The sequence below is a fragment of the Halohasta salina genome, from assembly GCF_024178165.1.
GTDB classification, from domain to species: domain Archaea; phylum Halobacteriota; class Halobacteria; order Halobacteriales; family Haloferacaceae; genus Halohasta; species Halohasta salina.
In genome coordinates this window covers 49981-65265 of the sequence record NZ_JAMZIE010000006.1, presented here as the reverse complement: position 1 = coordinate 65265, position 15285 = coordinate 49981, and the positions used below count along the sequence as shown (strand labels likewise).

14 protein-coding genes are annotated in these 15285 nt (G+C 66.2%); 8 read left to right on the top strand and 6 right to left on the bottom strand.

All coding sequences use genetic code 11. From position 1 onward, the window contains the following. Window positions 1-33: 33 nt before the first annotated feature. Together NKJ34_RS12540 and NKJ34_RS12535 are read right to left on the bottom strand one after the other, a co-directional pair. The gene (locus NKJ34_RS12540; protein ID WP_253738649.1) at window positions 34-918 is read right to left on the bottom strand and encodes an ABC transporter permease; all 885 of its coding nucleotides are present in this window, start codon (window positions 916-918) and stop codon (window positions 34-36) included. Then, complete coding sequence (locus NKJ34_RS12535) at window positions 915-1994, bottom strand: ABC transporter ATP-binding protein (RefSeq protein ID WP_253738648.1); 1080 nt, start codon at window positions 1992-1994, stop codon at window positions 915-917. Before NKJ34_RS12535 ends, NKJ34_RS12540 begins: the two co-directional genes overlap by 4 nt. A 102-nt stretch (window positions 1995-2096) precedes the next feature. Here NKJ34_RS12535 and NKJ34_RS12530 point away from each other — a divergent pair, with 102 nt between their 5' ends. The 3 genes from NKJ34_RS12530 (at window position 2097) to NKJ34_RS12520 (ending at window position 6532) form a co-directional block, all read left to right on the top strand. Beyond that, entirely contained in the window at window positions 2097-3971 is a 1875-nt protein-coding gene (locus NKJ34_RS12530; protein ID WP_253738647.1) for a cation:proton antiporter domain-containing protein, read from the top strand. A gap of 120 nt (window positions 3972-4091) precedes the next feature. After that, window positions 4092-5015, top strand: a complete 924-nt coding sequence (locus tag NKJ34_RS12525) for a DMT family transporter (protein ID WP_253738646.1) — start codon at window positions 4092-4094, stop codon at window positions 5013-5015. A 374-nt stretch (window positions 5016-5389) separates the two neighbouring features. Beyond that, complete coding sequence (locus NKJ34_RS12520; RefSeq protein ID WP_253738645.1) at window positions 5390-6532, top strand: hypothetical protein; 1143 nt, start codon at window positions 5390-5392, stop codon at window positions 6530-6532. 6 nt (window positions 6533-6538) lie between these two features. On the opposite strand, the gene NKJ34_RS12515 is transcribed toward NKJ34_RS12520, so the two are convergent. The 4 genes from NKJ34_RS12515 to NKJ34_RS12500 are packed head-to-tail and all read right to left on the bottom strand — an operon-like array spanning window position 6539 to window position 9494. Next, window positions 6539-6826 (bottom strand): chorismate mutase, encoded by a 288-nt coding sequence (locus NKJ34_RS12515; protein ID WP_253738644.1) that lies wholly within the window; start codon window positions 6824-6826, stop codon window positions 6539-6541. After that, window positions 6823-7734 carry a shikimate kinase gene (locus NKJ34_RS12510; protein WP_253738643.1) on the bottom strand — a complete coding sequence of 304 codons (912 nt, stop codon included), beginning with the start codon at window positions 7732-7734 and terminating at the stop codon, window positions 6823-6825. The genes NKJ34_RS12515 and NKJ34_RS12510 overlap by 4 nt, the downstream gene beginning before the upstream one ends. Window positions 7735-7782: 48 nt before the next feature. Then, window positions 7783-8247, bottom strand: coding sequence for a hypothetical protein (locus NKJ34_RS12505; protein ID WP_253738642.1), 465 nt, complete (start codon window positions 8245-8247; stop codon window positions 7783-7785). Then, a complete protein-coding gene (locus NKJ34_RS12500; RefSeq protein ID WP_253738641.1) occupies window positions 8244-9494 on the bottom strand; it encodes a hypothetical protein in 1251 nt (416 codons plus the stop codon). The genes NKJ34_RS12505 and NKJ34_RS12500 overlap by 4 nt, the downstream gene beginning before the upstream one ends. A 94-nt stretch (window positions 9495-9588) precedes the next feature. Between NKJ34_RS12500 and NKJ34_RS12495 the strand changes: the two genes are divergently transcribed. From NKJ34_RS12495 to NKJ34_RS12475, 5 genes are all read left to right on the top strand, one after another. Next, the gene (locus NKJ34_RS12495) at window positions 9589-10017 is read left to right on the top strand and encodes a DUF5796 family protein (RefSeq protein WP_253738640.1); all 429 of its coding nucleotides are present in this window, start codon (window positions 9589-9591) and stop codon (window positions 10015-10017) included. A 77-nt stretch (window positions 10018-10094) separates the two neighbouring features. Then, a complete protein-coding gene (locus NKJ34_RS12490) occupies window positions 10095-10367 on the top strand; it encodes a DUF7508 domain-containing protein (RefSeq protein ID WP_253738639.1) in 273 nt (90 codons plus the stop codon). A gap of 40 nt (window positions 10368-10407) precedes the next feature. Beyond that, on the top strand, window positions 10408-12606 hold the full coding sequence (locus NKJ34_RS12485) for an AAA family ATPase (protein ID WP_253738638.1): 2199 nt from the start codon (window positions 10408-10410) through the stop codon (window positions 12604-12606). 107 nt (window positions 12607-12713) lie between these two features. Then, a complete protein-coding gene (locus tag NKJ34_RS12480) occupies window positions 12714-14777 on the top strand; it encodes an ATP-binding protein (RefSeq protein WP_253738637.1) in 2064 nt (687 codons plus the stop codon). An 83-nt stretch (window positions 14778-14860) separates the two neighbouring features. Beyond that, complete coding sequence (locus tag NKJ34_RS12475) at window positions 14861-15262, top strand: DUF7522 family protein (RefSeq protein ID WP_425491824.1); 402 nt, start codon at window positions 14861-14863, stop codon at window positions 15260-15262. Window positions 15263-15285 lie beyond the last annotated feature (23 nt).

Here is a 15285-nt window from a genome sequence, read left to right as displayed (position 1 = left end):
TGGCCTGCCTGAAAACTCCTCGTCGAGACGGTGTCACTTCACGTCGGAACTCGACGCCCGCGAGAGCAAGTAGACCGCGACGGCCCCCAGCGCCAGATCCAGCCCGACGAGGACGGCAACCCCCGGCACCACGCCGTCGAGGGTGCCGCCGAACCACGACACCTCGATGACGGTCATCACGTCCTGCCCGATCATGAGCGAGCGGGCGGCGTCGACGCCGTAGGTGACGGGGTTCAGGCGGGCGACCGTCCGGATCCACTCCGGCAGCGCCGACAGCGGGAGGAACGCACTCGACAAAAACAGCAGGGGAAACTGCAGCAGGTTCGCGCCGATGATGGTCGACTCCTGATCGCGGGTGAGGACCGCCAGCGAGTTCGAAAAGGCGACGAACCACAGCGAAAACAGGATGCCGACGACGACGATGCCGACTGCGCCCACGACCCCAGTGACGACCTCGGCGCCGAGGACGACCCCGAGGCCGAGGATGATGGCGATCTGGACGGCGATGCGGAACACCTCGGCGGCGGTCTTGCCGACGAACACCGCGGTGCGGTTCATCGGCGTGACGAGGACTTTCTCGAACATCCCGTTCTCGATGTCGTTGACCAGCCCGACACCCGAGGTAATCGCTGCCGCGAGGGCAACCTGAATCGCGATCGCCGGGACGAGATACGTCTCGTAGTTGATGCCCGGAATCCCCCGATTGACGGCCGACCCCGCGACGGTGCCGAACACCTCGGTAAAGAGGACCAGAAAGATGATCGGCTGGACCAGCGAGACGACGAGCACGAAGGGGTTCCGCACCGCCTTGAGGTTCCAGCGTTTGAAGTTCACCCAGACGTCACCGAGAAAGCTGTTGGCGGTGCGTTGGACGGGCCGATCGACCGCCGCCCCGCCGTCGTCGACGTCGGTGCTCATTGCGAACCCCCCTCCGGACGGGGAACCGGTCGATCTGCGTCGGTCCCGTCGTCGGTAGCGGTCCCGTCGGTAATGGCGAGAAACACGTCGTCGAGCGTCGGCGCACGGATGTTGAAGCCGACGACGGTCAGCCCCCCATCGCGAAGGGCGACCAGCAGATCCGTCCCGTGTTGGCGGACGGACTCGGCGGTGACGGTGATCCCCGTATCGGTCTCGTCGACCATCGCCGCATCGAACGCCGCGAACTCGCGAGCGATCGTCGCGGCACGGCTCCGGGCGGCGGCGTCGCCCTCGATATCGATGTCGAGGACGTCACCGCCGACGCGGCGCTTCAAATCGCTTGGACTGCCGTCGGCGACGATCCGGCCATCGAGGATGACCGCCAGCCGGTCACAGAGCTGGTCGGCCTCTTCGAGATACTGGGTCGTCAGGAAGATCGTCGTTCCGCGGTCGTTGATCTGCCGGAAGTACTCCCACAGGCGGTTTCGGGCCTTCGGATCGAGCCCCGTAGTCGGTTCGTCGAGGAACACCAGCGGCGGGCGATGGACCAAGGCGGTCGCCGCGTCGAGTCGCTTTTTCATCCCGCCGGAGAACTCCTCGGCCCGCTTGTCGGCGACATCGCCGAGTTCGACCAGATCGAGTAGTTCGTCGACACGCTCGTCGCGCTCGCCCCGCGGGACGCCGTAGGCCTCACAGGCAAATCGGATGTTTTCGGCGGCGGTGAGTTCCGGGTCGATGCTCGTCTCTTGGGCCATGTAGCCGATGGTCTCGCGGATAGCCCTCGATTCGGTTGTCACATCGAAGCCGTTGACGCGAACGCTGCCGCTGGTCGGCGACAGCAGCGTCGCCAGCACCTTGATCGTCGTCGTTTTGCCCGCGCCGTTCGGACCCAGAAACCCGAAACACTCGCCGTTCGGAACGCGCAACTCGACGCCGTCGACGGCGGTCGTTCCGTCGCCGTAGACGAGTTCGAGGCCCTCGACGTCGACCGCCGCCGGGCTGGCGGTCTGACCGCCCGGTCGATGGTGGCCGTCGCGTGACCGATCGGCCGGTTCGTCGGTGTCCCGAGGTGGCATACACTACCGAGGGCCGCACGTGCCTTGTATGTTCGAGATCGCTGGACCCCGGCCGACGCAACTCTCGCCACTCATTTATGAACTGGTTGAATACCAAGGTGTGTGGTTGGACAAGGCCCCGATACGCTCGTCGTCGTTGCGATCATCCTCGCACTCGGTGTGACCGCACAGGTGCTCGCCGACCGGTACCGTGTGCCGAGCGTGCTGTTTCTGATCATCGCGGGTGTCGCCGTCGGCCCCAAAGGGATGGCGCTTGTCACGACCGAGGTCTTCGGCGAGTCGCTGACGACCATCGTCGGCATCAGCGTCGCGATCATCGTCTTCGAGGGTTCGTTCCACCTCAAGGTCGACAAACTACGGGAGGCCCCCTCGGCGGCGTTGCGGCTGATTACGGTCGGGGCCGTGATCTCCTTCGTCGGGACGACCCTCGCAGCCCGCTACTTTCTCGGGACGGAGTGGGCGATCGCGGCACTGATCGGCGCGCTCCTGATCGCGACCGGTCCGACGGTGATCACACCGATCCTCGCGGTGGTCCCGGTCAGGGATCGCGTCGCTGCCGCCCTCGAAACCGAGGGGATCGTCAACGACGTGACCGCGGCGATCCTCGCGGTCGTCATCTTCAAACTCCTGTCGGCACAGGAAACCACGCCGGCGTCCTATCTCACCGAGTTCATCCAGCGACTGAGCATCGGCGTCTTCTTCGGGCTGGTGACGGCTGGCGTCCTGTGGTTCCTCTTCGTGCGCGCGGAGCTGTCGACCGGCTGGACGCCACAGAACGCCCGGCTGATGACGCTGGCGGGAGCGATCCTCGCGTTCAGCCTCGCGGACACGCTCGCCTCCGAATCCGGCGTGGCCGCGGTGGCGACCGCCGGGATCGTCCTCGGCAACGCCGACCTGCCCTACGAGGAGACCATCGAGGAGTTCAAAGGCGACGTGACGATCATCGTGCTGTCGTTCGTCTTCATCGCACTGGCGGCGCTGATCGAGTTCGAGACGCTGTTGTCGCTCGGCCTCGGCGGGCTCGCGGTTGTCGCGGCGGTCGCGCTGTTCGTGCGGCCGCTGCTCGTGTTCGTGTCGACGACCGGCGAGCGGTTCAAGCGGAACGAGAAACTGTTTATGAGCTTCGTCGGCCCCCGCGGGATCATTCCCGCCAGCGTTGCGACGCTGTTCGCCATCCAGCTGCAGACCCCCGAACCCCCATCGAACCCTGAAGGCGCGAGCGTGCTCGCGGGGACGGTCTTTCTCGTCATCCTGCTGACTGTGGTCTTCGAGGGTGGCTTCGCCAGACAGATAGCTGAAAAACTACAGGTGATACCAATGCGTGTACTCGTTGTCGGCGGCGGTCGTGTAGGCAGAGAGATCACAGAACGGCTCGAAGAGCGCGGCGAGAACGTCGTTATTATCGAGGAGCGGACGGCCGAAGCCGAAGCGCTCCGCAACGACGGCTTTACCATCCGCGACGGCGACGGCACCAATATCGAGACGCTCCAGCAGGCCGGTGCCGAGCGGGCGAAAACGGTCGTCGCGGCGACCGGCGACGACGACACGAACCTGTTGGTCGCCCAACTGGCCAACTCCAAGTTCGACACCGACGACGTCATCTCGCGGGTCAACGAGCCCGACAACGTCGAGGCGTTCAACGAGTTGGGCGTCGACACCGTCTCGGCGTCGTCGTCGACGGCGTGGGCCATCGACAACCGGATCGAACGCCCCGCCCTCTCGCGGTGGATGACCGAGATCGGCCGCAGCGGCGACGTCCAGGAGATCGAAGTCACCGACGAGAAACTGGTGGGCCAGACCGTCGGCGAGGTCTCGGAGTTGCTGCCCGACGGGAGCATGATCGCCCTCGTCAGCCGGGGCGACGAGAACACGGTTCCCGAGACGAGCCAAGAGGTCCACTACGGCGACCATCTCACCGTCATCGGACGGACGGACTCGGTCCACGAGGCCATCGAGCGGTTGCACCCACACGACTAACTCGGCCGATCGATACCACCACCACCAACCCTGTCGGGGAACGCGGTCGCACCCACGTCGACGGGTCCGCGGTGGTCACCGAGACGCGCGTTTTTAATATGCCTACCCGAAAGATGGGCTGTGCCCGCTTCCCGGAACGCCGGACTGTTCGTGTTGTTGTCGTTTCTGTGGGGAACGTCGTTCATGACGATCAAGGCGGGGTTGGAGTTCATGCCACCGGTGCTGTTCGCGGCGTTTCGCTACGATCTCACCGCGGTCGGCATGCTCGGCTACGCTGCGGCCACCACGGGCTACTGGCGGCCTCGAACGCGGGCCGACTGGTCGACCGTCGCCGTCAGCGCGGCGCTTATCATCGCCCTCTACAACGCCTTCCTGTTCGTCGGCCAACAAGGGGTGACGAGCGGCGTCGCCGCCATCCTGATCGGGATGAACCCCGTGTTGGCGACCGGCTTTTCACGACTCCTGCTTCCGAGCGAGCGACTGGGAGTCGTCGAGTCGATCGGACTCCTGTTGGGCTTTCTCGGCGTCGGGCTGGTCGCCCGGCCCGATCCCGCGAATCTGCTTGCGGCCGACCTGCTCGCGCCGGGGTTCGTGCTGCTGGCGGCGGTCAGCGTCGCCCTCGGGAGCGTGCTGGTCCAGCGAACCGACAGCGACCTGCCGGCGGAGGGCACGGTCGCGTGGTCGACCGCCCTCGGCGCGGTCGCGCTCCACGCCATCAGCTTCGGGCTCCCCTCCGAATCGCTGGCCGACGTGACCCTCACGCCGGGGGCGGTCGTGACTGTCGGCTATCTCGCCGTGTTCGCCAGCGCGATCGGCTACGTGATCTACTTCGCGTTGCTCGACCGACTCGGCGCGATCGAAATCAACCTCGTCTCCTATACGGTGCCGATCTTCGCGGCGCTGTCGGGGTGGCTCGTGTTGGGCGAGTCGATCGACGCGCTCGCCGTCGTCGGTTTCGTCGTGATCTTCGCCGGGTTCGCCCTACTGAAGCGGCGGGCGCTGGGTCGGAAACTCGGTGCGGAATGGCTCTCGGATCGCCGCTAACGAAGCACGTCTTTACGGCACCAATACTTCATTTCGACATTATATTTATAAGAAAACTTATACTGGTGCCTCGCTTTCGGTCGCTGATTATGCATTTTCGAAGGCCGGAGGATTCCGCACGTAGTGTGTTGCACGGTACCAGTAGTCGACGTCGGCTCCTCGCAGTGGGCGGTGTCGTTGCTGTCGGTGGGTTCGCTGGGTGTCTGAATCGAGTGGCCTCGGCGCTCACGAATACCGGCTCGTCACCCGCAGCAGCGTTCGCGGGGGAGCGCAGCGAGCAGCTGTCGACGGGTGAGCCGACCGTTCGTCGGCTGACTCCGACGGTGTCCGGTGGGGCGAGAGGGGTGTCCGGTGAGGTCGAGTTGGAAGGGTGGGTGACATCGTCCGCAGTTGTGGCGGCCAACTACAACAACACGCGGAGCAATCGGAGCGGCATCGCGTCGCCCAACAGTGCCGTTACCGACGAGGAGTTAGAGCGGATTCTCGCGTATTTGGATGGCGAGGCGATCGTGGCAGAGCGGTTTACCGTCTGTCTGCCCGATGCGGAGGTGCCGGATGGGAACGGGAGTATCGACGCGGCGGTGACGCCACAGCGGCTCGTCGACTATATCGCTGGTCGGGGTGACGGCGATGGGCGAGTGTACTCGTGGGGCAGTAAGTCGATGGCGGATGGAACGGGGGACTGTGACGATTCCGACGACACAATTCGGCCGGGAGAGGTCTGTGGGACGACCGAGCATCTGGCGGCTGCGGTTTCCGGGCCGACGTCGACGGGCGGGAATCTTGAGGTCATGCATGCGGACGACGGGACTGTCGTCGTGATCAATTCACCGCCGGAAGCCGACGGCGCCCCAACAGCCGTGCGGGTCGACGCCGACGGTGGGTCGGACGGACTCGAATCGTCGACTGAAGCGATCTATCAAGCGTGGAGTAGTGCGTCGAGCGGGGGCGGAAACGCGACGCCGGAAATCGTCGAGACGCTCCTGACGCAGGTGATGGTCCAGCCACCGGACTGCCCGCACCCGTTCCCGGCGTTGTTGTACGTGGGTCGTGCAGAGCATGATGGACAGCTCGTCTACGCAGGCGGCTGGGTAATCGACGATGCGGCGTTGTACGAGGACTCGGTGACGGTGTTGACGATGGTGGATGCTGCACCGGTCGTCGGTGTCGACCTCGGCGATCTGGATGCCGACGGGGATGGGCTCGGTGACGCAATCGAGCGGGCGGATTCAGAGCGTGGTCGGAGAGTCGTTGCGGGACGGTCACGCCGAGGGGCACGGCTCGATGCCGGCACGGTGGGGGAGTTGATGGAGAAGGGCGTCCTCACGGAGGGTGGGAAGCAGGGCAACGACAGCTTCAAACGGAAGAAGCCGGGTCGGAAACTGGGCACGGATGAGGAGGCGCGCGTCACGCATCTCGCGTTAGACGCGCCCGTGCTGCATCTGGTGAACGCCGGGGATGCGTCGAACGAGGTGAAGTTCAAAGCGGGAGCTGAACTCTCGAAAAGCGTGAACTAACGGTGGTTAGCGGCTCTCTCGCTGTTCGACCTTGTTCAACTCGATCAACAGCCGGAAGACGGCCTTGACGAGATTCGAGTCGACGTCGAACTTGTCGGCGTTCTCCCCGGCCCGCTCCATGACCTTGTCCTCTTGGCTCTCGTCGGTCGTCGGCAAGTCGAGTTCGTCTTTGACATCCGCGATGGAGTCGGCGACGTAGGTGCGGCGCGCGATCAGTTCGACCAGTTCGCGGTCGATGTCTTCGATTTCGGTGCGCAGTTCGTCCAGACTCTTCTCTTCGGTGTTCGTGCTCATTGGATTCGTGCTCCCTCGGTTCGTGTCGTCGTCTCAAGAAGGCTCCCATCGCGGGCGGCCCACTGCTCGCGGACTGCCGCTAGGTCCTCGCTGTCGCCGACCGCGACGACACTGGGGCCGGTTCCCGACAGCGAGACGCCTTCGGCGTGGGGCATAGCCTCGACGGCTGGCTCGGTCGAAAAGCCGAGCGCCGCCGAGTAGGCGAGTCCGTTCACGGTCATCGCCTTTCCGTAGCGGCCATCGAGAGCTAACTCCTCGACGAGATCGGCCATCTCGGTGATGTGGCCACAGCGGTCGACATCCGCATCCGCGCTGTAGGCCCGTTCGGGCGGCGTCCACACCAGCACGTCCCACTGGCGGGTCTCGCGGGCCAGCAGTTCGTCGGTGTCGTTGTCGGTGACGACCACGCCGCCGAGCATGCTGGCGGCGGCGTCGTCGAACGCGCCGGTGATCGTGACGCCGACATCGCGGGCGGCCGCGACGCCGATGCGGCAGGCGTCGGCGGCGGTGATCTCGCCGGCCGCCGGATCGGTTTCTCCGTCGTCGAGTTCGCCCGCACCCGTGGGGTCGACCACGTCGACGCCGAGTGCATCGAGCGCAGCGAGGATCGTGGCGTTGGCGGCGGCGCTGGAACTCTTGAGCCCGGCGGCCATCGGCACCTCGCTGTCGGTCCGGACCGTCCCGCCCTCGCCGTCGCCGAACCGGTCGGCGACCAGTTCGACACAGCGTTCGATCAGTCGCGTGTCGCCGTCGGGGGCGGCGGCGATCTCGCCGTCGACACCCTCGGTCGAGGGATCGAGGTCGACGGTGGCGGTGGTGTCGGCGTCGATGGCGAACGCCGACCCGCGGTGGGTTGCGAGGGCGTTGAGAACGGTGCCGGCACCCGGTGCCGACGCGACTCCCTTCATACTGGAGAGGCCGTGAGACGCCATCAAAGAGGTGACGGTTCGGGTCGGTCAGTTGGCCGCTGCACTCAGCGCCGACAGGAGGCTGCCGATGATCGCGGTGGGAATCCCGGCCAGCAGCATCGGTCCGAGCGCCTGCGTGAACGAAAACGCCTGCTGGGCGTCGGGCCCCTTCGAAAAGACGATGATCGCCAGCGCGACGACGCTCATCACGTAGAAGCCGACGAGGCTCGCGGTCCCGCCGGCCAGCAGGCCGGCCTTCGGCGTCGACAGCAACGAGCCGAGGATGCTCGCCGCGAGACCGGCAACGACCGGCCCCAACAGGAAGACGACGACGGCCGTCTGGAGATAGGCGACCGCGACGAAGACCGGGCCGAACTCGGCGGCCCCGCCGGCGTCGGTGATCAGCTGTGACTGGGCCCACGAACCCGAGATGTAGCCGAGAAGTCCGAGTGCGATACCGAAGACTGCAAACACCACCGTCGTGAAACCGATCGCTTGGAGTATTCGTTTCATGGATTAGGGTTCAGCCACGTCCCGTCGATTGGGTCGGTCCAGCTGTCGTCATCGTCGTTGTCATCTTCGTCCTCGTCCTCGTCCTCGTCACGTTCCTCCCAGGCGGTCTGGGTAGGATTGACCGCGAACAGGAACGCGTCGGCCCGCAGGAAGTGGGCGTAGTAGCGGTCGCCGTCGTAATCGTACAACACCTGCTTCCAGGTCTCGTCGCCCCACTGGTCTTCGCCCTCGGTCGCCTTGTCGGTCATCACCGCGTCGTGGGCCGCCGCTGCCGTCTCGGTGTCGGCGAACTCCTGGGCGAACAGCGTCACCGAGTCGGTCTCCTGTGGGTCGATCGACGCGTCGTCGTCGATCGTCTCCTCCTCGTCGAGCTCCGAGATGTCGTGGAGCCGGCCGAACAGCCGGTAGCGTCGGCCGGCCGACTCGGAAAACGGCTCGAAGACGCCTTCGAGCCCCGAGAACAGCTCCCAGCGTGGCCCCCCCAGCGGCCGGTCGAGATCCTCGATTTCGCGGCGCGAATCGTCGACGACATACAGCCCGTGGCCGGGAAGTCGCCCCCGATCCTCGTGGTCCGTCGGGTCGTCGCTGACGTGTCGAAACTCGAAGAGCCGCCGGCCCTCCCCGGGGGCGAGCCACTCGTAGAGCCGGTTGTCGACCGGGTTCGGCGAGTAGCGCTCCCGGATCCGAGCGTCGGTCGAGGCGTTGCCGTAAACCCGACCGAGCCGCCGGAGTTCGGCGTCGACCCGATCCCAGTCCTCCCGCTGTCGGAACGTCCGTATCTTCTCAAACCGTTCGTCGTTGACCTTCTGAAACGCGATGTGGTTGGTGAACTGCGGTTCGGGGATCCGGTTGACCGAGCCGGCGACCTCGTCGGCCAACTCCTCGACGTCCGATAGCTGGCCAGCGGAAATCCGGCCGTCTTCTTCGAGGGTCGCACGCAACGAGTTGACCGCCTCGTAGACCTCCCGGAGCCGGCCCTTGTAGCGCAGCATCGCGTCGTCGTACTCGGTCTCGAACCACCGCAGTTCCGCGTAGATCGGAGCCGTCTCCTCGGCGAGCCGACTGTTGATCGGGTCGACCGGCTCCTCGTCGCCACCGTCGTCGCCAGCCGACTCGTTGGTCGACTCGTCGGGGGCGTCGTCGGCCTCCGGATAGGTGACGTTCGAGCCCGAGGAGAGACAGCCAGCAACCCCAGCGCCGAGCCCCGCGCCGGCAACCGCAAGACATCGGCGGCGTGTTGGTTGCATAACTCCGATTGGTCGTTCATCCATGATAAACCCAACGTTCAGCGGGATGACCGCACAACGGCGGCTTTTTTCCGCTCTCGCCCGTAGCCCGTCTATGGCTGTTCACAACGACGTGCCGCCGCGAACCCTCGGCGTCGAACTCCGCGAGGAGGGCGTCGTCGTCACCTACGCCGACGGTCGGACCACCATCTACCGGGGCGTCCCCCAACCGGTCGACGGCTCGCTGCAGACCGCCCCCGGCAAGGAGACCCACGTGCTCGTGACCGATCCCACCGAGACCGAGGGCGTCCTGCTGTACGTCAACGACCTAAAAACCGCCGACGAGATCCTCGAAGACACCGGCGTCGGCCGGATCCTCCTCGATGAGGGCGACCGCGAGGAGGTATTCCCCGGCGTCACCGTCTCCCGGACCGACGGCCTCCGGACGACCGTTGAGGCCGACCCCGAGGCGGCGGGGGGCCGGGTGTTCGTCTTCGTCGAGGACGACTGGGGCGAGGAGAGCTACGAGTTCGTCGACGCCTGAGTCGACGCCCGAGTAGCCAGTTGCTACCGGTGACGTAGCCGCCGCCTACTTATCGACGGAGCCGTAACCGCCGGGAAATGAGCCTCCGAAAACAGTGGCGAGAGTTGGATCGGTCGACGGTTCGGCGCGCGCCCGACGCCTACGGGCTCTACGAGTTGGGCGACGCCGAAGGCACCAGCCTCGGGGTCGGGATCGGCGTGCTGCGGGACGCCTGCAAGGAGGCGCTGGCCTACGGCCCGCCGGCGGGGTTCGAACCGGCCGACGTCGACGGCGGCGACCCCGTGAAGGTGCGCTGGGAGCGGGCCACCTCGAAGGCCCACGCCGAGACGCTCCTCGACGAACACCGCTGAGCGGCGTGTGTGATAAACCACCGGCGCTCCAACGGGAGGTATGAGCGAGGATGCGGGAGTCGAACTCACCGTTCGCAGCGCCGAAAAGCGGGACGCCGGCCGGGGGATCGCCCGGCTCCCCGACGGAGCCATGCGGGAACTTGGCGTGCTGAGCGGTGACACGGTCGTCATCGAGGGTGAGGCCGCGACCGTCGCCAAGGTGTGGCCCGGCGGCCACGGGACCGCCGCCGGCTCGGTGCTGGTCGACGCCGACACCCGAACCAACGCGGGCGTCAAAGTCGGCGAGACCGTTCGGGTGAAAAAGGAGCCGGTCGCCGAAGCCCGTCGGGTACGGCTGCGAGCCCCGGCAGAACTCGCGGCCGCCGACATCGCCCACGAGACGATCGAAACCGCCGTCGAGCGGGACATCCGTGACCGGCCGATTCGGGCCGGCGAGGGCGTCCGCATCGAGCGGCTCGCCGGCAGCCGCTTTACCGTCGAGACCACCGACCCCGAAGGGACCGTCCGGGTCACCGACTCGACCCGACTGATGGTCATCCCGGCCGAACCGGTCGACGAGCCGACCGACGCGGACTCGGAGCCGACTGCCGGCGGGGCCTCGCCCCCACCCACCACCGACCTCCGAGCCGACACCGAGGGGCGCAGCCGGCCGGCGACCGGCGTCACCTACGAGGATATCGGCGGTCTCGACGACGAACTCGAACTCGTCCGGGAGCTGATCGAGCTCCCGCTGTCGGAGCCCGGCGTCTTCACCCGGCTCGGCATCGACCCGCCGAAGGGCGTGCTCCTCCATGGTCCCCCTGGAACGGGGAAGACCCTGATCGCCAAAGCGGTGGCCAACGAGGTCGACGCCAGTTTCTACACCGTCTCCGGCCCGGAGATCATGTCGAAGTACAAGGGCGAATCCGAAGAACGGCTCCGGGAGGTATTCGAGGAGGCCGGCGACAACGCCCCGGCGATCGTCTTCTTCGACGAGATCGACTCGATCGCCCCGAAACGCGAAGACGGCGGCGACGTCGAAAGCCGGGTGGTCGGGCAACTCCTGAGTCTGATGGACGGCCTCGACGCCCGCGGCGACGTGATCGTCATCGGGGCGACCAACCGCGTCGACTCCCTGGACGTCGCGCTCCGCCGCGGCGGCCGGTTCGACCGCGAAATCGAGATCGGCGTCCCCGGCGAGGCCGGCCGCCGGGAGATCCTCGACGTCCACACCCGACGGATGCCGCTGGCCGACGACGTCGACATCGAGACGCTGGCGGCCCGGACCCACGGCTTCGTCGGCGCGGATCTCGAATCGCTGGCCAAGGAGGCCGCGATGACCGCCCTCCGGCGGGTCCGGGCCGAGGGTGGTCGACTGCGGGGGATCACCGTCGGGCGGGCGGATTTCGAACACGCGATGGCGGCGGTCGAACCCAGTGCGATGCGGGAGTACGTCGCCGAAACCCCGACGACCGGTTTCGACGACGTCGGCGGCCTCGAAGCGGCGAAAGGCGAACTCGAACGGGCGGTGACGTGGCCCCTCCAGTACGGCCCGCTGTTCGATGCCGCCGACACCGCCCCGCCCGCCGGGGTGCTGCTCTACGGCCCGCCCGGCACCGGCAAGACGCTGCTCGCGCGGGCGATCGCGGGCGAAAGCGGGGTCAACTTCATTCAGGTCCAGGGGCCCGAACTGCTCGATCGCTACGTCGGCGAGTCCGAAAAGGCCGTCCGGGAGGTGTTCGAACGCGCCCGGCAGGCCGCCCCGGCGATCGTCTTCTTCGACGAGATCGACGCCATCGCCGGCGATCGAGACGGGTTCGGCGGCGATTCGGGCGTCGGCGACCGGGTGGTCTCCCAACTGCTGACCGAACTCGACCGCCTCAGCGACAACCCCAATCTGGTGGTGCTGGCGGCGACGAACCGTCGGGAGAGTCTCGACGGCGCGCTGCTGCGGGCCGGACGGCTCGAACGCCACATCGAGGTTCCCGAACCCGACCGGGAGGCCCGGCGGGCAATTCTCGACGTCCACACCCGCGACAAACCGCTGGCCGACGACGTCGACCTCGAGGCGATCGCCGACGCCACCGAGGGGTATTCGGGCGCGGAACTGACCTCAGTCTGCCGGGAGGCCGCCCAGCAGGCGATCGTGGCGGTCGCCGACCGCTACGAGGGCCCGACGGCCAACAAACACGCCGACGAGGTGGAGATCACCGACGCGCACTTCGAGACGGCCCTCGCGTCGACCGCGGCCAGTCGCTGAGGACCCCGTTTCCATACCGGCCCTGCGTGTGAATTCCGGCGGAATCGGCGGTATCGGCGGGGATGATCCGGCTTTTTATCACGCTTCGATACGAAAGGAAAACGGTAATGACTGCAGCGTGGACGACGCCTGCTGGCGTGGCGTATATGAGTCTGTTTTTCGTCAGTGGGATTGCCTGTTTTGCCGCGATTCCACGTGCGCGAACGTTTACCGACGTCGAAATGCGACGAGGACTGGTCGGACTGCTCGCGACGACCGGTCTCTGGGCCGTGCTCAAGACGGGGTTTTTCGTCGTCCCGGATCCGTTTCGGGAGGCCACCTACACCATCGGGCTGGTCTCGGGGTTCGCAACCGTCTGGGCGTGGCTCTACTTCGCGTCGGCCTACACCGGTCGACGACTGCATAGAAACCCGACACTCCGTCGGCTCGGCGCGGGTGTGTTTCTGACTGTCGTGACGCTAAAACTCACGAACCCGCTGCACGGCCTGTATTTCACGACCACGGAGGTGACAACGCCGTTTCGGTATCTGGCAATCGACCACGGGTTGATACACTGGGCCTCGACCGGCCTGTCGTACGTACTCGCGGCCGTCGGGCTGTTCATGATCTTCGAACTGTACGTCGACTCGGAGTACGATACCGGGGCCCTCGGTGTGCTCACCGGGCTGCTCGCGGTGCCTGTCACGCTCGATCTCGTCGCGATCTCGACACCGAGGCTCCTCAATCTCATCTATGCACCGGTCGGCGTCGCAGCGTTCGCGATTGGAGCGCTGTATCTGTTCGGCGACCGGTTTCTGGCGGTTCGAACGGCCGCACTGAGTGGTGATGCGGCGGTGATCGTCGACGACGGCGGTCGGATTCGGGACCGGTCGGCGGCGGCCGTCGAGGCGTTTCCGGCGCTCGAAGACGCGACCGGCGAACCGCTGGCCGACGTGCTTCCGGCGGTGGCAGCCGCACAGGAGCGTGACGGGACGGTCGTCGAACGGGACACCGGCGAGGGGTCGGAATACTATCTGGTCTCGCCGCGATCGATGACGCTTGGTGACTCGACGGTCACGGTCATCGCGCTCGCCGACGTCACCGATCGGGAACGCCAGCGCCGCCGGCTGGTCCAGCGGGAACGTGAACTCGACCAGCGCAACGAGCTGTATCGGGCCGTCATCGCCGCGAGCTTCGCGTTCATCATCCGGATCGATATGGCCGGGCGGTTCAGCTTCGTCTCCCCCTCGGTCGAGGAGTTCCTCGGCTACGAGCCGGACGACCTCGTCGGCGAGCCGGTTTCGATGCTCGCCCCCGACGAGCAGGGGATCGAACAGCTCGACGACTACCATCAAGAGGTTTTCGACGGTGAATCACTCCAGATACGAGATCTCCCGATCACGGCTCGGAGCGGCCGTACCGTTCACGTCGACGTGCGGACGGTGCCGATATACGAACCGGGTGTCGACCCGGCCGAGCGGACGCCGGCCGATATCGTCGGGGCGCAAGCAATGGTCCGGGACGCGAGCCAGCGACGCCAGCGGGAGGGGTTGATCAGCGTGATGAACCGCGTGCTGCGACACAACGTTCGCAACAAGCTGACGGTGATCAACGGCCGGGCCGCGATGTTGGCCGAGACGCTCGACGGGGACGCCAAATCGAACGCCGATGCGATCGTCCAGGCGGGCGACCGACTGTTGAACCTCACCGAATCCGCCCGTCGTATCGAGGCGAACCGCGAACTGTCGCCGGAGTTGCGGGCCGTCGACGTGATGCCGATCATCGGCGATTCGGTCGCCCAACTGACCGAGCGCTACCCCGAGGTATCGGTGTCGACCGAGATCCCCGAGACCGCGGTCGCCGAGACGCTGCCGCGGATCGAGACGGCGCTGTGGGAACTGCTCGAAAACGCCGCCGAACACGCCGGCCCACAGCCGACCGTCTCTGTGACGGTGACGACGACCGACCAACAGGTCGTCATCACGATCACCGATTCGGGACCCGGACTGCCCGAGGACGAACGGCAGGTGCTGGCCGACGGGAAAGAAGAGCCGCTGGTTCACGGCCAAGGCCTCGGCCTGTATCTCGCCTACTGGATCATCACGAACCTCAAAGGGGAGATCGAGGTGCCCAAATCACAGACGGGAACGACGATCGAGGTCAGACTCCCGGCGGCGTCGACGCCCCCCTGACGGGATCGATCCCGACCCGATCGGGTATCGTGTGGGAATCCCGACCCATGGATTCAAATCACCACACGACGTAGGCCGGAACTATGAGTGAAGAAGAACCGATGACCGAGCAGCCGCTCACGGATGCCCGAGCCGAACAACTCACAGCCGCCTGCCGGAGCGCCGTCGGCGACAACTGCCGGTCGGTTACCTACTTCGATGCGACCAACTACATGCAGGTGTACCTCCGCGGCGACCTCGAACAGGACGCCGACCTGATGTCGTTTATCGGCCACGAGTGGCACGACTACAAGACGACGACCGACGCCTACGCGGGCTCGGAACTCGGCTCCTACCGCTACTCGATCCGCGTGTTCGACAACGGGTTTCTCGTCCGGGTCGGCGTCGGCGACAGCGGCGTCTTCGTCACCACTGACGGGCTGCAACTGAAGGATTTCGAGTCGCTGGTCGCGACGATCTCCGAGCTGCTCGAAAGCTGGGAGTAGGCTCCCGGTACTGATAACCCGCT